This is a genomic window from Campylobacter sp. CCS1377, from assembly GCF_040008265.1.
Lineage (GTDB): Bacteria > Campylobacterota > Campylobacteria > Campylobacterales > Campylobacteraceae > Campylobacter_D.
In genome coordinates, this window is record NZ_CP155620.1 from 833175 (window position 1) to 857249 (window position 24075).

The window sequence follows — 24075 nt, forward strand, 5'->3', positions numbered from 1 at the left end:
AATGATTGAGGAAATTTTAAAAGATAGTGATTATAAGCTAGATTTATTTAGTGAAAAAGCTATTGCTAAATTAGAAACTAAAATTATAACTAAAACAAACAAAAATAACCAAATTATATACTATACTAATTGCCTTGTCCGCGACAAAGAAATTAAACTAACTCCAGAAGAAATCGTGCGCCAGCTTTATATTGATAAGCTTTTAAATGAATATAACTATCCAAAAGATATGATAAAAATTGAATTTGGTGTGCATTTTGGACGCGAAATAAAAAGAGCTGATATTGCGATAATGGATAAAATCCAAATCACAACCCCATATATCATTATAGAAGTAAAAAAACCAAAGTTAAAAGATGGCAAAGAGCAATTAAAAAGTTATTGCAATGCTACGGGTGCAACTATGGCTGTGTGGTGCAATGGCAAAGAAATTAGCTATTATCATAGAAAAGATCCAAATTATTTTGAATCTATTCCAAATATTCCTATATCAAACCAGACATTACCAGATGTTTTGAAAGTAAAATTTACTTTTGATGATTTGATTAAAGAAGATATTTTAAAAAATCAAAAGCGAAGTTTAAAGAATTTGGTCACAGAAATGGAAGATGAAGTTTTGGCAAATGCTGGAGTTGATGTCTTTGAAGAATGTTTTAAGCTTATATTTATAAAACTTTTTGATGAGCTAGAGGGTGCAAGAGATAGAGCAAAGAGCTTAGAATTTAGAAATTATGGAGAATCCGATTCTGAGCTTAAACAAAAAATAGAAAAACTCTTTGATAGAGCAAAGAAAAAATGGGAAGGTGTTTTTAACAATGATGAAAAAATTAAACTTTCTCCTTCACATCTAAGTGTATGTGTATCATCATTGCAAAATGTAAAGTTATTTAACTCAAATTTAGAAGTGATTGATGATGCTTTTGAGTATCTCGTGAATAAATCCTCAAAAGGTGAAAAAGGGCAATATTTTACTCCGCGTTATGTGATTGATATGTGTGTAAAAATGTTAAATCCAAAAAAATATGAAAGCATGATAGATACCGCAAGTGGAAGTTGTGGATTCCCGATACATACTTGTTTTTATGTGTGGCATTCAATTTATAAAGAAAGAGGTATAGAAGCAAGTCATCTTTTTACGGCTGAAGAAAAGATTCCTGAGTGTCAAGATTATGTAAAAGAAAAAGTTTTTGGTATAGATTTTGATGAAAAAAGTGTGCGTGTATCAAAAATGCTTAATCTAATTGCAGGTGATGGACATACAAATGTCTTGTATTTAAATTCCATTGACTTTGATAGATGGGATGAATGGGTAAAAGATGATGAAGACTGGCAAGATGTGTATTTTGAAGGATTTAAGCGATTAAAAAATCTAAGAGCAGAAAAAAATCAAAATAGAGATTTTAGTTTTGATATTTTAATGGCAAATCCACCTTTTGCAGGTGATATAAAAGAAAGCAGGATTCTAGCGAGATATGAACTAGGTAAAAAGGAAAATGGCAAAGCCCAAAGTAAAGTAGGAAGGGATATTTTATTTATTGAACGCAATTTAGATATGTTGCGTCCTGGTGGCAGAATGGCTATTGTTTTACCACAAGGGCGTTTTAATAATTCAAGTGATAAATATATAAGAGAATTTATCGCACAAAAGGCTAGAATTTTAGCAGTTGTTGGACTTCATGGAAATGTTTTTAAGCCACATACTGGGACAAAAACAAGTGTGCTATTTTTGCAAAAATGGGGAGGAGATGATGGCAAAGGTGGTGAATTATGTCCAAAGTGTGAGGATTATAATATCTTCTTTGCTACGATGAATGAGCCTAGCAAGGATAATTCAGGTGAAAAGATTTATTACCCTCTTTTAGATTCTCATGATCATTTAGTTGTAAAGCATGATTTGTTTCATCCGCATTTAGAAGGTGATGAGCCTATAAAACAAAAAGACGAAACAAAAGAAGAGTTTGACAAAAGAATGCAAGAATATAAGCTAAATATAGAAAAATACAAAGACTTGCAAAAAGATGGTATAGCTGAAGCTTTTATAGAGTTTGCAAAGAGTGAAAATTTGAGTTTTTGGAGGTAATAATGGCAAGCAATAAATCAATATTAAGCCCAGATGAAATATCAACTATATTAAAAGAAAAACAAAAAAGTATTAAATATGATACAAAAGATTGGTCTATAGAGTTGGTATTAAGCAAATTTCACAAACAGACAGAAAAAAATCAAACTGAAATTAATATACCATTTTATCAAAGAGAATTTGTTTGGAAACTAGATCAGATATCTAAACTGATTGAAACAATTTTATTGGGATTGCCATTACCTTTGATTTTTCTAGAACAAACAGATGATGGGTTGCTTGAAGTAATTGATGGATCACAAAGAATAAGAGCTTTGGATAAATTTTTTAACAATGAACATAAATTAAATAGATTAGAAATTTTAAGTGATTTTAATGGTATGAAATTTGAGGATTTTCCACCTTCAATTCAGCGAAAAATGAGAGATAGTTCATTAAGAATTATTGTATTAGAATCCAATGAAGAAGAAAATGCTAAGGATATTGCAAATGAAATATTTGAACGCATTAATACGGCCGGGACAAAAGCTACAGCTATGGAAGCAAGAAAAGGATCAAATTATGGTAAATTTGTTGAATTTGTTTATAGTGAATGTTCTACTGAAGAATTTGAAAAGTTAGCTAAGCTCGGAAAAACAGCTTCTTTAAGGGGGTATCAACAAGAGCTTATTATTAAGTTTTTTGCTTATTATGATTTATATATTAAAAACAACAAAATAGAATTTAATGAAACTATAAATACCATACTTGAAAACTATATGAAAGAAAAAAATGAGAGTTTTAGGGATGATGATAAAAACAAAGATGAACTTCTAACATTATTTAAAAATGTGATCAATATTATAGAAAAATGTAAGATTACAGAAAATGATTCTTACAAATTAAGAAAAAAAGATAAGCTTTTGCCAATCATGTTAGCAATTGCGATTTATATAAAGGATAATCCAAATTATGTTAATAAAACTTTCGATGTTTGGTCTCAAGAGTTTATGGACAATTCAAACAACGGTAGCCTAAAAACTCTTAATAGAAACATTCAGTTAATCTTAGGCAATTTAGGATAATAAAGCTATGGAATCTTGGACAATATATAAAGAACAAAAAAGTTTTTTAAAAGATTTGTTAAGAGATATGGAAACGATGGATAAAAGAAACAATAATGCTTTTTATAATAAATATGCACAATCAATAAAATCAAAGTTTGTAATTATGCTCTATACAATACTAGAAAGTGTTGTTGTTCAAAGTTTACAAGATATTTTTGATTATATTAAACAAAATAAAATTCGCTTTCATGATTTAAATGATAATATGAAAAAGATTTATTTCAAAGCAAAAATTAAAAATAAAGAGAGACATTTCAATGCCATTGTTGCAGATAACTTAATTGAAGTAATAAAACAATTAAATAATGGTATAGTAGAAATTAATTTAAAAAAAGATTTCAATAACGAAAACCCATTTAACGCTGGCTCTTTAAATTATAAGAATATCAAAGATGACATTCTCGCGATGCTGATATCATCGGATAGTATTGATAGCAATATCAATAAATTTAATAAATATTTTAGAATTAATATTCAAGAGATAATTAGGAAAAATACCGAAGATAGAAACAAACTTGCTCATGGAGAAAAAAGTTTTCAAGATTTTGGAAGCAATATAACTGTAGATGATTTAAAAAAAAGATATATCAGTATTATTATATTTTTGCATAAATATCTAAAAAGTATAGAATACTATATTATTAACAAAGGCTACAAAAATGCTTAACCAGACTTTGCAGGAAAAATATCCACATTTAGAAATTAGCATATTAAAGCTTAGTGAAGTGCAAAAAGATAATGAGAGCTTTAGAATCGATTCTGAACCATTTAAAAAATCAAATTTGTATATAAATACTAATTTTTCATATGAAAAATTATCAAATATTGCACTTATAAATCCTTCAAAATCTGAGATAAATAATTATTCAAAAAATACATTTGTTACTTTTTTGTCAATGCAAGATCTAGGTAGTGGTTTTATACACCATAGAGAACAAGGATTGATTGTAGAATTTGAAAATGGATATACTTATTTTGTAGAAAATGATATTTTAATTGCCAAAATAACACCTTGCATGGAACATGGAAAATGTGCGATTGCTACGGATTTATACAATGGCATTGGTTTTGGTAGCACAGAATTCAATGTTTTTAGAATCCGAGATTCTAGATTTCTCACAGAATTTGTCTTTTGTTATCTAAATAGAGATTCTATAAGGAGGATAGCTGCTGATAATATGGTGGGCACTAGCGGAAGACAAAGAGTGCCGACATCGTTTTATGAGAAATTACTTATTCCCATTTTCCCTATGGAATTTCAAAAAGAAATTGAAAAAATGGTTAAAGATTCTCATAAAGCATTGGAAGAAAGCAAAGAGTTGTATAAAAAAGCGGAGGAAATGTTATACCTTGAGCTAGGGCTTGATCCAAAAAATCCATTGCAAAGCTTGCTAAATTCCGTTAATCGTCCGCAAGATTTAACTAAAGAATCCATTCTCAATGTTTCCATACGCACTCTAAAAGAATCTTTTCTAAAAACAGGGCGACTAGATTCTGAATATTATCAAGTAAAATATGAAGATATAGAGAATTTTATAAAATCTTATTCAAATGGATATGATAGTTTTTCAAATATTATAAATAATAAAGATACAAATTTTATCCCTAAAAGCAATGAAAATTACAAATATATAGAACTTGCAAATATAGGTAATAATGGAAATATTAGTGAGCCAATGAGTGATTTAGGAAAAAATTTACCTACAAGAGCAAGAAGAATAGTAAGCAATGGAGATGTAATTATTTCAAGTATCGAGGGTAGCCTATCAAGCTGTGCTTTGATTACTCAAGAATTTGACAAGCATTTAGTCTCAACAGGGTTTTTTGTATTAAATTCAAAATTATTAAATAGTGAAACTTTGCTTGTAATGTTTAAAAGTCAAATATTTCAAGAATATTTAAAGAAATTTCCAAGCGGAACAATACTTTGCGCTATAAACAAAGAAGAGTTGTCTAAAATTTTTATCCCTAAAATAGATCCTATAACTCAAGAAAAAATTGCAAAATATATACAAGAAAGTTTTAATTTAAGGAAAAAATCTAAACAATTGTTAGATAATGCAAAAATTAAAGTAGAAGAGCAAATACAAGGAAAAGTATGATTATTAACGGAGAAAAATTTGAGCTCAAAGAGCTTAAATTTATGGATTTTATCAAAGAAAAGGGTTTTAAAATCGAACTTATCGCCTTAGAATTAAATGGAGAGATTATACCTAAAAGTGAATTTGAAAATTTGATTTTAAAAGAAAACGATAAAGCAGAAATCGTGAGTTTTGTAGGGGGTGGTTGATGAGAATTAAATTCAATGGTAAAGAACTAGATACAGAATTTAGCACTAGTTTGGATTTTTTCAAAAGTGTAAGTAAAAATGATAATGATGTATGGATAGTCAATGGTTTTGCAACAAAGGAAAAAATAGAATTAAGCGAAAATGATGAGCTTTTTTGCATAGAAAGAAATACCTTGCCTCCAAAAGATGCTTTAGATGCGATGATGAGGGCAAGACACACTCCAAAACTTCATGATAAGCTTAAAAATGGGCGTGTGGCGGTTTGTGGTTTGGGTGGGCTTGGCTCACATATAGCGATAAATTTAGCAAGAAGTGGTGTGGGGTATTTAAAGCTGATTGATTTTGATGTGGTTGAGCCTAGCAATCTTAACCGCCAAGCTTACCGCGTAAGTGATTTGGGAAAATTTAAAACCGAGGCTTTAAAAGAGCAAATCAGTGAAATAAATCCTTATATTAAAACTGAAATTTGCACTTTAAAAATCGATGAAGAGAATTTGCCCGATTTGTTTAAAGATATGGATATAGTTTGCGAGGCTTTTGATGGTGCGCTTGCAAAGGCTATGATAGCGCAAAATTTTCATAGATTTTATAAAGATACTACTTTAATCTGTGCTTCAGGGCTTGCAGGATATGGCGATAGTAATAGCATACAAACAAGAAAAATCGCTAAAAATTTCTATGTATGTGGGGATTTGGTAAATGGTGCTAAAGTGGGAAATGGACTTATGGCACCGCGTGTAAATATTTGCGCTGGACATCAAAGCAATCTTGTCTTAGAGCTTTTGGCAAATAAGGAGTAAAAAATGCAAGAAAATTTAAAAAATGATAGCTTAAAAATAGGAAAATATGAATTTAAATCAAGATTTATTTTAGGATCAGGAAAGTATTCTTTAGAGCTTATAAAATCAGCCATAGAAGAAGCCAAAGCAGAAATCATCACGCTGGCTTTGCGCCGTGCAAATACGGGTGAGATTGCTAATATACTTGATTATATCCCTAAAAATATAACCCTCTTGCCTAATACTTCCGGAGCTAGAAATGCAGATGAAGCCTTACGCATTGCTAGGCTTTCAAGGGAGCTTGGTTGTGGTGAGCTTATAAAGATAGAAGTTATAGGCGATAGCAAATATTTGCTACCGGATAATTATGAGACAATTAAGGCTTGCGAGCTTTTAGCAAAAGATGGATTTACACCTTTGCCTTATATGCATGCTGATCTTTATGCAGCTAGAGCTATGCGTGATGCTGGAGCAGCAGCTATTATGCCTTTAGCAGCACCCATTGGGAGCAATAAAGGTTTGTGTGCTAAGGAGTTTATACAAATTTTGCTTAATGAGATTGATTTACCTATCATTGTAGATGCAGGTATTGGAAACCCTGCACAAGCTTGCGAGGCTATGCAAATGGGAGTAAGTGCAGTGATGGCAAATACAGCTATAGCTGAAGCAAAAGACATTGCTTTAATGGCTAAGGCATTTTCTTTGGCAATTAAGGCTGGCAGAGCAGGGTATTTAGCGGGTTTAGCAAGTGTTGGCGAAGCTAAGGCTAGTTCTCCGCTTACTGGCTTTTTAAGGGATTAAGTATGCAAGATTATATGCAGTATTTACCCCATATGCAAGAGATAAAAAGTGATATTTTGACTAAAGTTTTAAATGAAGCTCAAAATTATGATGAGAGTAAGTTTGATGTTAAAGATGTTAAAAATGCTTTAAATTCCGCGCATTTAAGTATAGAAAATTTAAAAGCTTTGCTTTCAAGTGCAGCAGAAGAATTTATTGAAGAAATAGCTTTTAAATCAGCCCAAATGAAGCGAAAATATTTTGGAAATTCCATTTCGCTTTTTACTCCGCTTTATTTGTCAAATTATTGTAATTCTAAATGCGTATATTGTGGTTTTCAAAAAGGAAATAAAATTGCAAGAGCAAAGCTTGATGAGAGTGAAATTCATGAGGAAATGAAAGCAATCGCTAAAAGTGGTTTGCAAGAAATTTTAATGCTAACGGGCGAAGGCAGGGAATTTGCAAGTGTGGAATATATCGCTAAAGCTTGCAAGATAGCTAGGGAATATTTTAAGGTTGTAGGCGTTGAAATTTATCCTATGAATGAAGATGAGTATAGGATTTTGCATAAAAATGGTTGTGATTATGTGACGATTTTTCAAGAAACTTATAATCCTTTAAAATATTCTAAAATCCATTTAGGTGGAGAAAAACGCATTTTTCCTTATCGTTTTAACGCTCAAGAAAGAGCATTAAGAGCAGGGATGCGTGGAGTAGCATTTGGGGCACTTTTAGGCATTGATGATTTTAGAAAAGATGCGCTTGCTACCGCACTTCACGCATATTTTTTACAACAAAATTATGCGCACGCTGAAATTTCAATTTCAGTACCTCGTTTAAGACCGATTATTAATAATGCTAAAATCAACCCAAAAGATGTGAGCGAAAAACGCCTTTTACAAGTACTTTGTGCTTATAGGCTTTTTTTGCCTTTTGCTGGTATTACTATTTCAAGTCGCGAAAGGATAGGCTTTAGAGATGAGGTTATAAAGCTTGGAGCGACTAAAATGAGCGCGGGAGTGAGCGTGGGTATAGGTGAGCATAAAGGCGAGAAAAAAGGCGATGAGCAATTTGAAATTTCAGATGATAGAAGCGTAGAGGAAATTTTAACTATGCTTAAAAGATCAAATTTACAAGCTGTAATGAGTGACAGTATCTATGTGGGATAAAAAAATTATTGCTATAAGCGATAGAAAATGTGTTCAAAAGGATTTTTTAAAACAGATCGAAAAGCTTGCAAAGGCCAGAGTAGATGCTATCGTTTTAAGGGAAAAAGATTTGAGCGAATTTGAGTATTTTGATTTAGCAAAAGAAGTTTTGGCCATTTGTGCAAAACATAAAACAACTTGTTTTTTGCATTTTTTTGATAGAGAGTGTTTAAAGCTTGGACACCGCTTTTTTCATGCGCCGCTAGATCTTTTAAGAAAAGATCCAAAGCTTAGCAAATATTTTCATGTAATAGGCACTTCAGTGCATAGCAAAGAAGAGCTTTTAGAGGCAATGAATTATGGGGTAAATTACGCTTTTGTGGGGCATATTTTTGAGAGTTCTTGTAAAGTAAATTTAGCTCCCAAGGGGCTTGATTTTTTAAAGTCTTTACTAGAATTTAGCAAAATTCCCCTTTATGCTATAGGTGGGATAAATGCGCAAAATATCGAAAAATTTAAAGATTTGAATGTAGCAGGTGTTTGTATGCGTGAAATTTTAATGCGCGAAATTGATCTTAAAAATTACCTTTTAGAGTGTAGACAAAACTTGCAATGAGCGAAATTCTTTCTTTGCCGCGAGATTTAAAGCAACTAAAAGGTGTAAATTATAGAAATTTTAAGTCTTGCACTTTTGCAAAATACACACAAATAAATACTTCGCATTCCTCTTTTGTCAATGTAGAAAGTCATCTTTTAACCTTTGTTCGCAAGGGGTATAAAATTTTACATACCGCATCTAAAGATTATAGGATAGATTCTTATGAGACTTTATTTTTAAAAGCAGGGAATTATACTTTAAGTAATGTGGGGCTTAGTAGTGGAGTTTATGAGGCTTATTTATTTTTCTTTGATAATGCGTTTTTAATTGAACTTATTTATAAATACAAAGATTTTTTTAAGCTGGAGCAAAAGATGCAAGATTATGAAATTTTTTGGGTAAAAAACGATAAGATTTTACAAGGAATTTTAGAAAGCTTCACGCCGCACTTTGAAGAAAATACGCAAATTTTAGATCCTATTGTGAGTTTGAAATTTGAAGAGATTTTTTTACATTTGCTTTTGAATAAAAATACTTATTTTATCAGCTTTTTGGCAGGAATTTTAAAAGAATTTCGTCTTGATCTTTCTTTGCTTTTTGAATATTGTGGTAGAGAATTTTTAAGTGTAAATGAAATGGCTGATTTTGCAAAATTAGATTTGGCTACTTTTTCTAAGGAATTTAAAAAATGCTTTTCTCAAAATCCTAAAAAATGGTTGGATGAAAAAAGATTACAAAAAGCAAAAATTTTACTTGAATTTTCTAAAAAAAATGTGAATGAAGTAGCAAATGAGTGTGCTTTTTCTTCAGTGGCTTGGTTTATTGAAAGATTTAAAGAGCGATACGGAAAAAGTCCAAAACAATATCAAAAATCAAAAAACTTGTATTTTTTATCAAAAAACTGATACGCTTTTTTCTTTTTTCTTTTTATAATGTTTCAAAAATTTATTATAAAAGGAAAGAAAATGAAAAAATACATTTTAAGCTTAACACTTGGTGTAGCTTTGCTTGGTGCAAGTGAATTGAAATATCAAGAATTTGACGGCTTTAAAAGTCCTGAGAGTATTTTTGTGGATAAAAATTTTGTTTATGTGTCAAATGTGGGTGAAAAACTTGAACCTTTGGCGAAAGATAATGATGGTTTTATTTCAAAACTTGATAAAAATGGCAAGGTGCTTGAGTATAAATTTTTAAGCAATTTAAATGCACCAAAAGGTATGATGGAGCTTAATAATACCCTTTATGTAGTAGATATTGATGTGTTGCGTGGTTTTGATTTAAAAAGCAAAAAAGAAATTTTTAATCTCCCTATAAAAGGTGCAATTTTTCTAAATGATATTGAAAAATTAGATGATAATACGCTTTTAGTGAGTGATACTGGTACAGGGCTTATTTTAAAAGTTGATTTAAAAGAAAAATCATATGATGAACTTTTAAAACTTGATTTAGCCAAATTTGGCGGACCAAATGGGCTTTATTTAGATAATAAAAATAATAAGCTTTTTATAGCAGGTTATCATCCCAATGGTTTGAGTGGAGGTGTTGTAATGAGCTATAATTTAGCCAAAAAAGAGCTTAGTGTAGTTAAAAATGAAAAAGAATCTTATGATGGCATTGTGCCTTATAATGATGCTTTGCTTGTAAGCTCTTGGGGTGAAAATTTAAATGGGCTTGTTTATAGTTTAGAAAATGGCAAAACTACAAAGCTTGAACTTCCTTCTATGAAAGGTTCTGCGGATATGTTTATTGAAGGCGATATTTTATGGATTCCTAAGATGGTAGAAGGTAAAATACTCAAAGTAAAACTTCAAAACTAAGGCTTTTATGGCTTCCTTTAAAAAGATTTTTTGGATCAATGTTGCTATTGTTATCATTGTAGCTTTTAATCTTAGGGCTCCCATTACTGCAGTGGGGCCTATCATTGATAATATTAAAAACACATATGATTTAAACTCCACTCTTGCAGGGGTACTCACAAGTCTTCCTTTGATAGCTTTTGGAAGTATTTCTTTTATTGTGGGTTATTTTTCTCCTATTCGCGCAATTGTTTTTGGGATTTTTTTGATCTTTATAGGTGAAATTATCCGCTCTTATTTTGGTGTGTATGGGTTGTTTGTGGGGATGCTAGCAATTGGCTGTGGTATAGCAATTGCTAATGTTTTACTTCCTAGCTTTATCAAAGAAAAATTTCCTAAAAAAATGGCAAGTATGATGGGAATTTATAGTCTTGTTTTAAGTATTTCTTCTATTGTTGGTATTGCTTTGGCTATACCTTTGTTAAATGTTTTAGATTTAAAATTATCGATGCTATTTTGGGTGATTTTTGCGTTTTTGGCTTTGATGATTTATTATCCACAAGCTAAAAATGGTAGAATTTTTCGTGTTAAGAAAAAAGAAGCTAAAAAAATCAATCTTTTTGCCAATTCAACCACTTGGAAAATCACTTTTTTCTTTGGTCTACAAGCTTTTTTGGCTTATGCTTTATTTTTTTGGTATATTCAAATTCTTATCGAAAAAGATATTTCAAAAAGCTTTGCGACAAATATTATGCTATTTTGCCAACTCATTGCTTTGCCAGTAGCACTTTTTGGACCTTTGCTTTTAGGTAAAATTAAAGCAAAATTTCATAGTTTATATATAGCAATTTTATGTGCGATGTATGTATTATCTTTTGGAATTTTGCTTTGTTTTAATGATATAAAAATGCTTATTTTGGCCGCATTTATCATGGGTTTTCCTTGGGGAGGTGTTTTTGGAATTTCTCTTTTATTTATTGCACAAAAAAGTGCTAATGCAAAAATTGCTGCCAAGCTTTCTGCTTTATCTCAAGGTTTTGGGTATTTAATTGCAGCTTTAGGACAGTGGATTATAGGCTTTTTTCATGATGAATTTGAGAATTTTCAAATTTCTCTTATTTTGCTCATCATAGTTTCTATTTTGCTTAATATTTTTGCATATTTAGCCCATAAAAGCAAAGCAATAGCTAATTAAATTTCTTGTGTTTTTCTTTTTAGCCATCGTGAAACTTTAGTATTTAAATAAGGGCTTAATTTTTGATATACTTCTTGATGATAAGAATTAAGCCATTGTTTTTCTTTTTCATCTAATAAATTTACATCAATGCAATTTCTTTCAAATGGACAAAGTGTAAGTGTTTTAAAATATAAAAATTCACCAAAATTTGTTTCTTTGGGATTTTCTATCTTGCAATTTAATACCAAATTTTCAAGCCTTATGCCCCATTGGTTATTTCTATAAATTCCAGGCTCTATAGAGGTGATCATTCCAATTTTTGCTTTATTTTTATCATTGATAGTAGCAGAATAAGAAAGACTTTGCGGACCTTCATGAACATTTAAAAAATAACCCACCCCATGACCTGTACCGTGTGCGAAATCTAATTGTTCTTTCCATAATATAGATCTTGTAATGCTATCAAGCAAAGGCATAGCTATGTCTTTTGGAAACACAGCACTTGCGATATTAATATGTGCTTTTAAAACAAGCGTGTAATCTTTGATTTGTTCAGCCGTGACTTTTCCCACTGGAACAACTCGAGTGATATCGGTAGTGCCATTTTTATATTGTGCTCCAGAGTCTATAAGTAAAAGTCCATTTCCTTCAATATAGGAAAAATTTGATTGCGTAGCCTTGTAATGAGGTAGGGCGGAATTGGCATTAAACCCTGCAATAGTAGCAAAACTGTTACTAATATATAAAGGATTTCTTGCTCGGAATTCTGTAATTTTTATATCGATATCTAATTCGCTTAGTTTTTCTTTTTTGTTTAATTTTTCTTCAAGCCATGCAAAAAAATAACACAATGCTATACCATCTTGCAACATTGCTTGTTCTATGTTTGCAATTTCTTTTGAATTTTTGCAAGCTTTAAGTATAGTGCTAGGCAGAGTGTGGTTTAAAATTTCCACACTTTGATCAATATCTTGCATTAGCAAAGCAGTCATTTTTGTTTCATCTATTAATAAATTAGTATTCTTAAGCGTTTTTAAATGGGTGTGAATTTCTTCGTAATTTTTAAGTGTAATGAAATCTTTAGCAAGTTTATTTTTAAGATTAAAGTCAATTTTTTCTAAATCAGTAAATAATAAAATTTCATTTTGGTTTAAAAATAAATAAGCATAAAATACGGGATTAAATTCTATATCATTTCCTCTTAAATTCGTAATCCAAGCTATATCATCAAGACTAGAAATAAGATGATTTTGTGCTTTAATTTTTTTCATTTTTTCGCGTACGAGATTGATTTTCTCTAAACGCGTAGGATAAGCAAAATTTTCTTCGTGTTCGTAGATAGGATTTTTAGAAAGCAAAGGACGATTTTGCCAAAAAGAGGAAATGAAGTCTTTGTGTTTTAAACAAATATTATTTTGAGAATTTAATTCTTGCTTTAAAGATAAAGGTAAAAGCGTAAAATCAGTAGCTAGAGTCAATTTTTGTTTAAAATTTAAGGTTTGTAGCCATTTTAAGAAATGATTATTTTGATCTTGTTTTTGTAAGGTAATTGTGCTTCCTTCGAGTTCTTTTTGAGCTTGAAGGAAGTATCTTCCATCTGTCCATAAGAAAGCTTGATTTTGAGTAATTACAAGTATTCCCGCTGATCCGTTAAAACCACTCATAAAAACACGAATTTTATAAAAATCAGGTATATATTCATTCAAGTGTGGATCTGTGCTTAAAATAAGATAAATATCAATATCTTCTTTTTGCATCATATGACGCAGGATTTGGAGTCTTGTTTGATAAATATTCATAGTTTTCCTTAAATTTTTAAAAAGATTAAAAATTTATAATATAATTTTCAAAACTAAAGGCAAATACAATGAAAGATTTACAATTAAAATCCAAACAAATTAAATTAAGCAAAGAAGATGATATACAAGTGCAGAATTTTTCAGCTAAAGGGGAAGAATTTAATTCCAATGAAGCTCAAATTAGAGCCAGTGGAGTTAAAATTAATGCGGGTAAAATTAGTATTAATGGTGGGGTTATAAAAGCTGGAAAGATAAGCATGCAAAGCGGAGGAGAAATAAAAATTTCTAATGCCAATATTAATGCACAAAAAATCGATTTAGAAGCTAAAAAACTTGATTTGAAAGATGAAAATAATTCTATTGATACGGGTTTAAATGGAGAAATAAATTTAAAAGCACAAGAGGCTTTAATTAATGCAAATAGCATTACAAGCAAAAAGCTTAATATTGATGTTAATGAAGGTAGCTTGTATCAAGATATCAAAGATTACGAAAACAAGGTAAATACACTACAAGGGTTAAATTATCAAATGAATAAAAATACAAATTTTAAAAGATATGTAAATGTATCGCAAGGTTTAAATTCTTTTGAAAATTATTTACCTTTAGAGGAAAATTTTGATATTGTTGTTTGTAATGAAGAAGAGCTAAATTCCAAATTTTATGAAGATGAGGATGGTTTTTTAAAAACAAGTGGGCTAAATATTATAAAGAAAAAATAATTATTTATTGCTTAGCAACGCCTTTTCTTTGGCCTTGATGAGCTCATTAAGACTTTGGATGATTTTTTGCTTATTTTTGTTTTTTATGGGTTTTAATGGAGTATTGACAAGCTGGGCCAGTAAATTTTCATTTAATAAATCAGGATCTGAAAATTCTCTTGCTTTTTGTATGATTTGTAAAACCCTTAAATCTTTTTTTTCATACATTAACTATCCTTTTAATGCTATAACACTTACAAAGCGTTTTGGGGTTTGATTTTTTCTGTAAGAAAAAAATCTTTCATCGCTAAAGGTGCAAATATTACAGTCTATTATATTTTTTATACCTAAATTTTGAGCTTGCTTTTTAACCAAACTTTTTAAATCTAATTTTTTATCTTGTAAAAATTTTTTAAAATGATTTTTGGCGTATTGTAAAACTTCTCCATTAATTTCATAATTTTTTCCACAAATTCCAGGACCGATGATTAAAATAAAATCATCAGAATTAATATCTTTATTTTGTTTTTTTATGCTTTGCAAAGCCACTTTTAAAATATTATCAAAACTACCTTGTCGCCCTGAATGCAAAGCTGCGATAATGCCACTTTTATGCCATAATAATAAAGGCAAACAATCAGCACTTAAAACACATAGTGCGGTATTTTTTTGAGAGCTAATAAGCCCATCACAAGTAAAATTTGCATGATTTATATCAGGATAAAACATAACTTTATTGGAATGAATTTGGTTCATAAAAACACATTTTTCTATAAATACTGCGTGTTTACTAAATAGATTTTCATCTAAAATTTTATCTTTAAAAACACTAAAATCCTCCCCAAAAGCGCAAAATACACTCACTTGCTCATTTTCTAGTAAAGGTAGGTAATTCTTTCCACTTCCTGCCATGAGAGCTCCTTGTTGTTTTGTTTGTAATCTAAGATATTTGCAATATAGCGAGCAAGTAAATCGCTTTCTATATTGATTTTTCTTCCTATGGCGTAATCTTTAAAAAGCGTTTCTTGAAAAGTGATAGGAATGATAGTAAGCCTAATTGAATCTTCAAAAATTTCATTGATAGTAAGACTTACTCCATCAATACCTATGCTGCCTTTTGGAGCCATTAAGCGCATAGCATTTTTAGGAAGCTTAATGAAAAAATCAACCCCATTTTCATTTTTATAAATTTTTGCAAGTTCTCCAATAAAATCAATATGTCCTTGCATCAAATGTCCATCAATTCTATCGCCGTATTTTAGAGCCGGTTCAATATGCACAAAGTCTTTTAAATTTTCTATAGCAAGATGAGTTCTACTCTCTTTAGAAAGCTCCACATCAAAACCTTTTGCAAAAATTTTAATTACACTTAAACAAGCGCCATTTATCGCTATACTATCACCTAAATTAGGCTTATATTTGGCCTCTAAAGAAAGAATATTATTTTGATAAGATTTGACTTTAGCGATTTCTCTGATTAATCCATTAAACATAATTTTCCTAGCTTTTTATTTGTAATTATACTCGAAATTTGCATAATTTTAAGTACTTTATTTCAAAAAATATTATATAATTCTATCCTTTTTTTAAAGCAAAATAAAGGCAAAATGATGTTTGATATTATTGTTATAGGTGGTGGGCACGCAGGGATTGAAGCAAGCGGAGTTGCTGCAAGAATGGGTAAAAAAACTTTGCTTTTAACTACTCTTATAGAGCAAATCGGTGCTGCAAGTTGTAATCCTGCTATAGGCGGACTTGCAAAAGGGCATTTGGTAAAAGAAATTGATGCTATGGGCGGTTTGATGGGTGAAATCACCGATATAGCAGGCATACAATTTCGCGTTTTAAATGAAAGCAAAGGCGTTGCGGTGCGTGGAAGTAGGGCGCAAATTGATATGGATAAATATCGCATTGTCGCTAGAAACAAGCTTTTAAAACTACCAAATTTAGAAATTTCACAAGAACAAGTACTAGAGCTTATTTTTGAAAAAGATTGCGTTATAGGCGTTAGAACAAATTTAAAAAATGAATATTTGGCAAAAAAAATTATTTTAACCACTGGCACTTTTTTAAACGGACTTATTCATATAGGAGAAAATAAACTCACCGCAGGTCGTGTAGGTGAACTTGCCTCTGTAAATTTGGGCGAAAATTTGCTAGGCACAAATTTAAAAATGGGAAGGTTGAAAACTGGAACTTGCCCAAGAGTAGATGCAAAAAGTATTGATTTTAGCGTTTTAGAAATTCAATATGGCGATGAAAAGCCAAAACCTTTTAGCTTTAGAACTAAAGATTTTAATCCCACTCAACTTCCTTGTTATATCGCAAGAACAAATTTAAACACTCATGAAATTATTAAAAACAATTTTTATCGAGCCCCGCTTTTTACAGGACAGATTGAAGGTGTAGGTCCAAGGTATTGCCCTTCTATAGAAGACAAAATTAATCGCTTTGGAGATAAAGAAAGCCATCATCTTTTTATTGAACCTCAAACCATTGATGCGACAGAATATTATATCAATGGCTTTTCAACTTCTTTGCCTTATGAGGTGCAAAAAGAAATGCTTGCTTCGGTAAGAGGTTTTGAAAATGCTAAAATTACACGATTTGGTTATGCGATAGAATATGATTATATAGAGCCAACTGAGCTTTATCACACTTTAGAAACTAAAAAGATAAAAAATCTTTATTGTGCAGGGCAAATTAATGGTACCACAGGTTATGAAGAAGCTGCAGTACAAGGTTTTATGGCAGGGGTTAATGCGGTTTTGGCTTTGGAGGATAAAGAGCCTTTTATTTTGCGTAGAGATGAAGCTTATATTGGGGTTTTGATTGATGATTTGGTGATTAAAGGTACAAAAGAACCTTATAGAATGTTTACTTCAAGAGCTGAATTTAGACTGCTTTTAAGAGAAGAGAATGCCATCATTAGGCTTGGAAAATATGGTAAAGAATTTGGGCTTTTGGATGAAAATTCTTCTAATTTTATAGAAAATATTCGCCTTAATACTGAAAAAGGTTTGAGATTGCTTCTTGAAAAAGAATTGACGCCAAATAACGAAAATAACGCATTTTTAGTAAATATAGGAGAAGAAAAAATCACCTCCATAGTCACTTTGCAAAAAATCGTTGCAAGAGCGAGCTTTGATATAGAAAAATTAAAAAAATTAGATTTAATTTTTGAAAATATGGACGAATATTCTTTAAAAGAAATTTTAAATGAGGCGAAGTATTATCATTATGTTGCTATGCAAAAGGCTCAAGTTGAAAAAATGAAGGATTTAATGAATTTAAAGATTCCAAAAGATTTTGATTTTAAGAGTGTGAGTGGGCTGAGTAATGAAGTAGTGGAAAAACTTGAAAAACATCAGCCTTTAACACTTTTTGCAGCTAGTGAGATTAGCGGAATCACTCCCGCAGCTTTAGATATTTTGCAAATTTATATCAAAATGCAAAAGAAAAAAGCTTAAATGCTTGCTTGGATAATTTTTTTAAGCACTTTAATTTTGCTTTTTTGGCGTCCGTGGAATTTACCTATTTGGTCTATTTCCATTTTGGGCGCTTTTGTGGCTTTTGTTTTAGGTATTGTGAATTTTAATGATGTGTATTTTGTATTTAATATGATTTGGGATAGCTCTTTATCACTTATTGGGCTGATTATTTTATCTTTTAGTCTTGAAGCATTAGGATTTTTTGACAAAATTGCTTTTGCAATCTTGCAAAGTTCTAAAAAAGATCAAGTGGGACAAAAATACACTCTTATTACTTATAAATTTATGATTTTTATCATACTTTTTACTGGATTTTTGGCTACTTTTTTTGCTAATGATGGAGCAATTTTGATTATTACTCCTATTATTTTGGCCCTTTTTTCTAATTTTAATTTTAAAAATGAAAAGGACAAATTTATACTTATTACTTTTTTACTCATTGCGTCTTTTGCTTGTGATTTTTTATCCAACACCTTAGTTATTTCAAACCTTACCAATATTATCACTACAAATTATTTTAAACTTAGCTTTTTAAATTTCGCCTTTTCAATGTTAACGCCTAATGTGTTTGCTTGCATTGTTTATGTTGTTTTAAGTCTTATTATAGCTAAGATTTTTTTACCTAAAGAGCTTGAATTTGAAGTAAAAAAAATGCCAAATATTTCACAAAAAACTTTCATCTTTTGTTTTATATTTTTAACTTTTTTTGTTTTGGCTTTTTTTGTAGGAGAGTTTTTAAAATTACCCATTAGTGTATTTTCTTTAGGTGGGGCTTTGGTTTTTTTATTTATTTTTAGAGAAAAGATTTTAAATTTTTCTATGTTAAGAAATGCCCCTTGGGGAGTTTTAATTTTTAGTTTTGGTTTATATGTGGTTGTTTATGCTTTGCATAAAGAAGGTTTGAGTGAAAATTTCGTTTTTTTATTAAAATGGCTTCAAAATTATGAAAATTATAATACTTTCGCTTTAGGCTTTATTTCCGCTTTTGGCTCAGCAATTTTTAATAATCTTCCCATGGTAATGATAGGGGATTTAGCTTTAAAAGAATATTTTAATAATGAAATAAATTATACCTTAATTTATGCTCATCTTTTGGGGTGCAACATAGGTGCAAAACTCACCCCTATAGGTTCTTTGGCTACTTTGCTTTGGTTGGGAGTTTTATCTAAGCAAGGGGTGAAAATTAGCATTAAAACTTATTTTAAATTCAGCATCATTCTAAGTCTTCCTGTTTTGTTTTCCGCTATTTTAGGGCTTTTATTGATATAAAATCTTATTTTAATGGTTTTATTTTTTCGCTAAATTCATTAAAATAATATTTTGCAAATTATTCATAATATTTAGCAAAAGAAAAAATTTATTTTTTTCACGCTACAATGCTAAGCTTTGTTAGAAATAAAATCAATGAAAGGAAATTAATGGCTACATCTGAGAGTAGACGAAGTTTTATGGGGCTTGCCTTTGGAGGCGTAGCTGCTGTTGGCGGTGTTTTTTCTCTTGTTGCGATGAAAAAGACTTGGGATCCGCTTCCAAGTGTTAAAGCCGCTGGATTTACAACGGTAGATTTATCGAGTATGCAAGAAGGAGAATTAAGAACAATAGAATGGCGTAAAAAGCCTATTTTTATCTTAAAAAAAGATGCTAATATGGCAAAAGATGAAAAGCGTGATGTTGTGATAGATAACTCTGCTTATACTGTTGTTATAGGGCTTTGTACTCATTTAGGTTGCATTCCTGCATATGTACCGAGTGAGCAATTATTTAAATGTGCCTGTCATGGTGGCGAATTTGACACAAGCGGTAAAAATGTTTTCGGACCTCCTCCAAGACCTCTTGATATTCCACCGTTTAAGATCGATGGAACTAAACTTGTTTTAGGTGAAGAGGGTCCTGAATATCAAAAAATGATAGCGGAGGCATAATATGGCACAAATTAGAAAAGCTACAGGGATAGTTGATTGGCTAGATCAAAGACTGGCAGTACATAAATTACTTGATGTGCTAATGGTAAAATATTGGATACCAAAACAAATTAATTTTCTATGGGCTATGGGGGTTATTTTAACTACGCTTTTTACAGTGCTTTTTATTACGGGACTTTTACTTGTAATGTACTATAAGCCTGATACTGCACTTGCTTTTGATAGTGTCAATAAGACCATTATGCAAGAGGTTGAATATGGCTGGCTTTGGCGTCATATGCACGGTGTGGCTGCTTCTGTGATTTTCTTAATCATCTATATCCATATGCTAACAGGAATTTATTACGGTTCTTATAAAAAAGGTCGTGAGATGATTTGGATCAGCGGAATGCTTTTATTTGTGGTGTTTTCAGCTGAAGCTTTCAGTGGTTATATGCTTCCTTGGGGACAGATGAGTTATTGGGCTGCTCAAGTTATCACTAATCTTTTTGGTGGAATTCCATTTATTGGAGATGCCTTGGTTGTGTGGATTAGAGGGGATTATGCAGTTTCTGATCCAACTTTAACAAGATTTTTTATGCTCCATGTATGCTTGTTACCTATCGTAATTATAGGTATTATTGCATTCCATTTTTATTCTTTAAGAATTCCACATGTAAATAATGAAATTGCAGAAGAATTAGACTTTGATTTGGAAGCTGAAAAATATATGTCAGGCGATACAAAAAATTCAAAAGTAATTCCTTTTTGGCCTGCATTTTTAGCAAAAGATTTTATGTATATTAGTCTTTTTATGATTTTCTTCTTCTATTTGGTATGTTTTAAATTTAACTTTGCTATGGATCCAATTAATTTTGATCCAGCTGATGCACTTAAAACTCCAGCGCACATTTATCCTGAATGGTATTTCTTATGGAGTTATGAAGTATTAAGAGGATTTTTCTTTGATATTGGAGGCATTAAAGCTTTTGATATAGGTTTGGCTGCTTTTGGTATAGCTCAAGTGATTTTCTTCTTGTTGCCTTGGCTTGATAGAAGTGATGTGGTAAAACCAGCTCATGAAAGACCTTTATTTTTTATTTGGTTTTGGGTTTTATTGATTGATTTGATCGTTTTAACTATTTATGGAAAATTACCTCCAACAGGAGTTAATGCTTGGGTAGGTTTTGCCGCTTCGTTAGTATTTTTATTATTATTGCTTGTGGTATTGCCTGTGATTACAATTTTAGAAAGAAAAGGAGCTAAATCATGAGAGAGCTAAAAATATTTTTAGTTGTAGTCGTTTTTACTGCCCTAGTTTATTGGGGAGTTGAGCCTTATGCGCATTCTGTAATGAAACCTCATGTTGCTCCTGCAAATTTTGATTTTCAGCAAGAAGATCTTAGTTTTGCTAACTCTATAGTAGCTACAAAACAAGCTGACTTAGAACTAGCAAAAGCTGAAAACAATGAAAGTAAAATCGAAGCGGCTCAAAAGGCCTTAGATCTTGCAAATGAAAAATTGCAAAAAAATCAAGCTTTATGGGATAAAGTTTCTAAAATGGATTTTTCAAAAGCAGATGCAAGCAAAGGTGCTGAATTTTTTTCAAGCAATTGTATAGCTTGTCATGGCTTAGAAGCTGCGGGTATTGCACCGACTATTCCTGATTCTTCTATCTATGGAGTTTTACCTCCTGATTTAAGTGGGGCAGGTTTGCTTTATGATGAAAAATTCTTAGCAGCTTTAATTATGAATCCATCGTTAGCGTTAAAAGTTGATCATAAATTTGGTGATGCTTTCATTATGACGGCTTACAATGTGGATGTTTCAGGAGAAAGCGAAGAGGTTACTGATGCAAATATTATTAATGTAATTGCCTATTTAAAAGAAGTAGCTATGCAGCATAAGGCTGATTTAGAGCAAAAAACAAAAGCAGAACTTGAAGCAAGGTATGCTAAAATTGAAGGTATAAGCGAAGAGCAAAAAGCAGCATTGATAGAAAAGGATATGGTGTTTGCTAAGGAAAAGAATACTTTTATTGAAGCTTGTGGGCGTTGTCATAGTATGAAATACGATGGACTTGTTGCCACTTCAAATAGTAGCGATTTGAAAGGTTATTTGGGTTCTATTCCGCCAGATTTATCTATGATGATAAGATCAAGAGGAGAAGAATATTTGAATAACTTCCTTAACAATACTCAAAAATTACTTCCAGGTACTGCAATGCCTAGGGTAGGGCTTAATGAAGCAAGTCAAAAAGAAATTCTTGCTTATATGGAAAAAATAGGTGATAGCAAAAAAGAAGAAAGAGAAAGCACTGGTTTATATATTATGCTATTTTTCGTGATTTTAAGCATATTTGCTATTGCTTGGAAACGCTCTGTTTGGTCTAAACTTCATTAAAAATTTTTAAGCCATCTTTTAAAGATGGCTCTCTTCCTAAGAAAAAACTAAAATAATTTTTGATATAATCTTGGCTTTAATTCACACGCATCAATCCTTTTTAGCTTGTATAAATTAAGGGATGCGGAGGAATAAAGCTAATTTTATAAGGAGAAACTCATGGTTAGTATGAGAGATTTATTGGAATGTGGTGTGCACTTTGGACACCAAACAAGACGCTGGAATCCAAAAATGAAAAAATTTATTTTTGGTGAGAGAAAAGGTATTTATGTAATTGATTTGCAAAAAACCTTAAGATATTTTAGATATACATATAATATTGTTCGTGATGCTGCAGCAGAAGGTAAAACTATACTTTTTGTTGGAACTAAAAAACAAGCAGGTGGGGCGATTAAAGAATATGCCGAAAAATGCGGTATGCCTTATGTAAATCACAGATGGTTAGGCGGTATGATGACAAATTTTGGAACAATTCGTCAGTCAATTAGAAAATTAGAAGTTATAGAAAAAATGGAAGAAGATGGAAGTATTAAACTTCTAACTAAAAAAGAAGCTTTAATGCTTACTAGAAAAAAAGAAAAACTATTAGCTTATCTTGGTGGAATTCGTCATATGAAAACCCAACCAGATATGATTTTTGTTATTGATACAGTGAAAGAAAAAATTGCAGTTCAAGAAGCAAACAGGCTTAAAATTCCTGTGGTAGCTCCACTTGATACAAATTGCGATCCTGATCTTGTAACTTATCCAATTCCTGGAAATGATGATGCAATTAGATCGGTTCAACTTTTTTGCCAAGAAATGGCTGAAGCCATCAATGAAGGGAAAGCTTTAAGGGATCAAGATGGAGAAGCTTTAGCCGATGAAAAAGAAATTACTGATGAAGAAAAACAAGAAGTGTTAGATGAGGCAATGAGCGAAGAGGATTTTGAAGGAGAACAAGAATAATGGCTGAAATTTCTGCACAAATGGTAAAAGAGCTCCGTGAAAACACAGGGGCAGGGATGATGGATTGTAAAAATGCTTTAAAAGAAACCAATGGAGATTTTGAAAAAGCAATTCAACTTTTAAGAGAAAAAGGTTTGGGTAAAGCCGCTAAAAAGGCCGATAGACTTGCTGCTGAAGGCTTAGTGAGTGTAAAAGTAAGCGATGATTTTAAAAGTGCAACAGTGAGTGAGATTAATTCAGAAACTGACTTTGTTGCTAAAAACGAACAATTTATTGCTTTAACAAAAGATACAACAGCACATATTCAAAGCAATAGCCTACAAAATATTGAAGAGCTCCATTCTAGTACAATTAATGGAGTTAAATTTGAAGAATATCTTAAAAGTCAAATTGCTACTATCGGCGAAAATTTAGTTGTAAGAAGATTTGCTACATTAAAAGCTGGAAATAATGGAGTAGTAAATGGCTATATTCACACTAACGGGCGTGTAGGTGTTATTATTGCAGCGGCTTGTGATAGTCAAGCTATGGTGGAAAAATCGGCTGATTTTTTAAAACAAATTTGTATGCATATAGCTGCGATGAAACCAAGTTATTTAAGTTACAAAGAACTTGATATGGATTTTGTTCAAAACGAATATAAAGCTCTAGTTGCAGAACTTGAAAAAGAAAATGAAGAAAGACGCAGACTTAAAGATCCTAATAAACCTGAACATAAAATTCCTAAATTTGCAAGTCGTAAACAACTTACTGATGAGATTTTAAAACAAGCCGAAGAGGATATTAAGGCAGAATTGAAAGCACAAAATAAGCCAGAGAAAATTTGGCAAAATATTATCCCAGGAAAATTAAACAGCTTTATTGCTGATAATTCTCAACTTGATAGCAGGCTCACTTTAATGGGACAATTTTATGTAATGGATGACAAAAAAACCATTGAACAAGTTATTGCTGAAAAAGAAAAAGAATTTGGCGGTAAATTAGAAATTGTTGAATTTATCCGTTTCGAAGTAGGCGAAGGATTAGAGAAAAAAACAGAAGATTTTGCTGCTGAAGTTGCTGCGCAAATGGCTTAATG

Annotated in this window: 24 protein-coding genes; 20 read left to right on the forward strand and 4 right to left on the reverse strand. The window is 31.1% G+C overall.

All coding sequences use genetic code 11. From position 1 onward, the window contains the following. Nucleotide 1: 1 nt before the first annotated feature. The 12 genes from AAH949_RS04200 to AAH949_RS04255 are packed head-to-tail and all read left to right on the forward strand — an operon-like array spanning nt 2 to nt 11772. Nucleotides 2–2080: an N-6 DNA methylase gene (locus AAH949_RS04200; protein ID WP_348519066.1), complete on the forward strand. Its 2079-nt coding sequence runs from the start codon at nt 2–4 to the stop codon at nt 2078–2080. Nucleotides 2081–2082: 2 nt separating this feature from the next. Next, complete coding sequence (locus tag AAH949_RS04205; protein ID WP_348519067.1) at nt 2083–3144, forward strand: DUF262 domain-containing protein; 1062 nt, start codon at nt 2083–2085, stop codon at nt 3142–3144. A gap of 7 nt (nt 3145–3151) precedes the next feature. Then, nucleotides 3152–3853, forward strand: a complete 702-nt coding sequence (locus AAH949_RS04210; protein ID WP_348519068.1) for an MAE_28990/MAE_18760 family HEPN-like nuclease — start codon at nt 3152–3154, stop codon at nt 3851–3853. Next, nucleotides 3846–5288, forward strand: coding sequence for a restriction endonuclease subunit S (locus AAH949_RS04215; RefSeq protein ID WP_348519069.1), 1443 nt, complete (start codon nt 3846–3848; stop codon nt 5286–5288). The genes AAH949_RS04210 and AAH949_RS04215 overlap by 8 nt, the downstream gene beginning before the upstream one ends. Then, the gene (thiS, locus tag AAH949_RS04220) at nt 5285–5476 is read left to right on the forward strand and encodes a sulfur carrier protein ThiS (RefSeq protein WP_002780297.1); all 192 of its coding nucleotides are present in this window, start codon (nt 5285–5287) and stop codon (nt 5474–5476) included. Before AAH949_RS04215 ends, thiS begins: the two co-directional genes overlap by 4 nt. Next, the gene (gene thiF, locus AAH949_RS04225; protein WP_348519070.1) at nt 5473–6276 is read left to right on the forward strand and encodes a thiamine biosynthesis protein ThiF; all 804 of its coding nucleotides are present in this window, start codon (nt 5473–5475) and stop codon (nt 6274–6276) included. The genes thiS and thiF overlap by 4 nt, the downstream gene beginning before the upstream one ends. 3 nt (nt 6277–6279) lie before the next feature. After that, on the forward strand, nt 6280–7056 hold the full coding sequence (locus AAH949_RS04230; protein WP_348519071.1) for a thiazole synthase: 777 nt from the start codon (nt 6280–6282) through the stop codon (nt 7054–7056). Nucleotides 7057–7058: 2 nt separating this feature from the next. After that, nucleotides 7059–8204 (forward strand): 2-iminoacetate synthase ThiH, encoded by a 1146-nt coding sequence (gene thiH / locus AAH949_RS04235; RefSeq protein WP_348519072.1) that lies wholly within the window; start codon nt 7059–7061, stop codon nt 8202–8204. Next, a complete protein-coding gene (locus tag AAH949_RS04240; RefSeq protein WP_134238697.1) occupies nt 8194–8799 on the forward strand; it encodes a thiamine phosphate synthase in 606 nt (201 codons plus the stop codon). Before thiH ends, AAH949_RS04240 begins: the two co-directional genes overlap by 11 nt. Next, nucleotides 8796–9686, forward strand: coding sequence for an AraC family transcriptional regulator (locus AAH949_RS04245; protein WP_348519073.1), 891 nt, complete (start codon nt 8796–8798; stop codon nt 9684–9686). The genes AAH949_RS04240 and AAH949_RS04245 overlap by 4 nt, the downstream gene beginning before the upstream one ends. A 60-nt stretch (nt 9687–9746) precedes the next feature. Next, complete coding sequence (locus AAH949_RS04250; RefSeq protein ID WP_348519074.1) at nt 9747–10598, forward strand: ATP-binding protein; 852 nt, start codon at nt 9747–9749, stop codon at nt 10596–10598. A gap of 7 nt (nt 10599–10605) precedes the next feature. Beyond that, nucleotides 10606–11772, forward strand: coding sequence for a CynX/NimT family MFS transporter (locus tag AAH949_RS04255; RefSeq protein ID WP_348519075.1), 1167 nt, complete (start codon nt 10606–10608; stop codon nt 11770–11772). Here the strand turns inward: AAH949_RS04255 and AAH949_RS04260 are convergent. Beyond that, nucleotides 11769–13553: an aminopeptidase P family protein gene (locus AAH949_RS04260; RefSeq protein WP_348519076.1), complete on the reverse strand. Its 1785-nt coding sequence runs from the start codon at nt 13551–13553 to the stop codon at nt 11769–11771. The genes AAH949_RS04255 and AAH949_RS04260 overlap by 4 nt on opposite strands. A gap of 68 nt (nt 13554–13621) precedes the next feature. On the opposite strand from AAH949_RS04260, the gene AAH949_RS04265 reads away from it, so the two are divergent. Next, entirely contained in the window at nt 13622–14275 is a 654-nt protein-coding gene (locus tag AAH949_RS04265) for a hypothetical protein (protein ID WP_348519077.1), read from the forward strand. On the opposite strand, the gene AAH949_RS04270 is transcribed toward AAH949_RS04265, so the two are convergent. Genes AAH949_RS04270 through ribE form a run of 3 tightly spaced genes read right to left on the reverse strand, consistent with a single transcriptional unit; the run spans nt 14276 to nt 15747 of the window. Further along, nucleotides 14276–14482, reverse strand: a complete 207-nt coding sequence (locus tag AAH949_RS04270; protein WP_134238589.1) for a hypothetical protein — start codon at nt 14480–14482, stop codon at nt 14276–14278. 3 nt (nt 14483–14485) lie between these two features. Continuing rightward, the gene (locus AAH949_RS04275) at nt 14486–15166 is read right to left on the reverse strand and encodes a laccase domain-containing protein (protein WP_348519078.1); all 681 of its coding nucleotides are present in this window, start codon (nt 15164–15166) and stop codon (nt 14486–14488) included. Further along, complete coding sequence (gene ribE / locus AAH949_RS04280) at nt 15130–15747, reverse strand: riboflavin synthase (protein ID WP_134238591.1); 618 nt, start codon at nt 15745–15747, stop codon at nt 15130–15132. Before ribE ends, AAH949_RS04275 begins: the two co-directional genes overlap by 37 nt. Before the next feature lie 117 nt (nt 15748–15864). Between ribE and mnmG the strand changes: the two genes are divergently transcribed. From mnmG to tsf, 7 genes are all read left to right on the forward strand, one after another. Then, nucleotides 15865–17724 (forward strand): tRNA uridine-5-carboxymethylaminomethyl(34) synthesis enzyme MnmG, encoded by a 1860-nt coding sequence (gene mnmG, locus AAH949_RS04285; protein WP_134238592.1) that lies wholly within the window; start codon nt 15865–15867, stop codon nt 17722–17724. Further along, entirely contained in the window at nt 17725–19014 is a 1290-nt protein-coding gene (locus AAH949_RS04290; protein WP_348519079.1) for an arsenic transporter, read from the forward strand. It abuts the gene before it with no gap. A gap of 149 nt (nt 19015–19163) precedes the next feature. Continuing rightward, a complete protein-coding gene (petA, locus tag AAH949_RS04295; RefSeq protein ID WP_134238594.1) occupies nt 19164–19667 on the forward strand; it encodes a ubiquinol-cytochrome c reductase iron-sulfur subunit in 504 nt (167 codons plus the stop codon). 1 nt (nt 19668) lies between these two features. Then, the gene (locus AAH949_RS04300) at nt 19669–20919 is read left to right on the forward strand and encodes a cytochrome bc complex cytochrome b subunit (RefSeq protein ID WP_348519080.1); all 1251 of its coding nucleotides are present in this window, start codon (nt 19669–19671) and stop codon (nt 20917–20919) included. Next, nucleotides 20916–22049: a c-type cytochrome gene (locus tag AAH949_RS04305; RefSeq protein ID WP_348519081.1), complete on the forward strand. Its 1134-nt coding sequence runs from the start codon at nt 20916–20918 to the stop codon at nt 22047–22049. Before AAH949_RS04300 ends, AAH949_RS04305 begins: the two co-directional genes overlap by 4 nt. 159 nt (nt 22050–22208) lie before the next feature. Continuing rightward, nucleotides 22209–22997: a 30S ribosomal protein S2 gene (gene rpsB, locus AAH949_RS04310; RefSeq protein ID WP_134238597.1), complete on the forward strand. Its 789-nt coding sequence runs from the start codon at nt 22209–22211 to the stop codon at nt 22995–22997. Further along, nucleotides 22997–24073: a translation elongation factor Ts gene (tsf, locus tag AAH949_RS04315; RefSeq protein ID WP_348519082.1), complete on the forward strand. Its 1077-nt coding sequence runs from the start codon at nt 22997–22999 to the stop codon at nt 24071–24073. Before rpsB ends, tsf begins: the two co-directional genes overlap by 1 nt. The last annotated feature ends 2 nt before the right edge of the window (nt 24074–24075 follow it).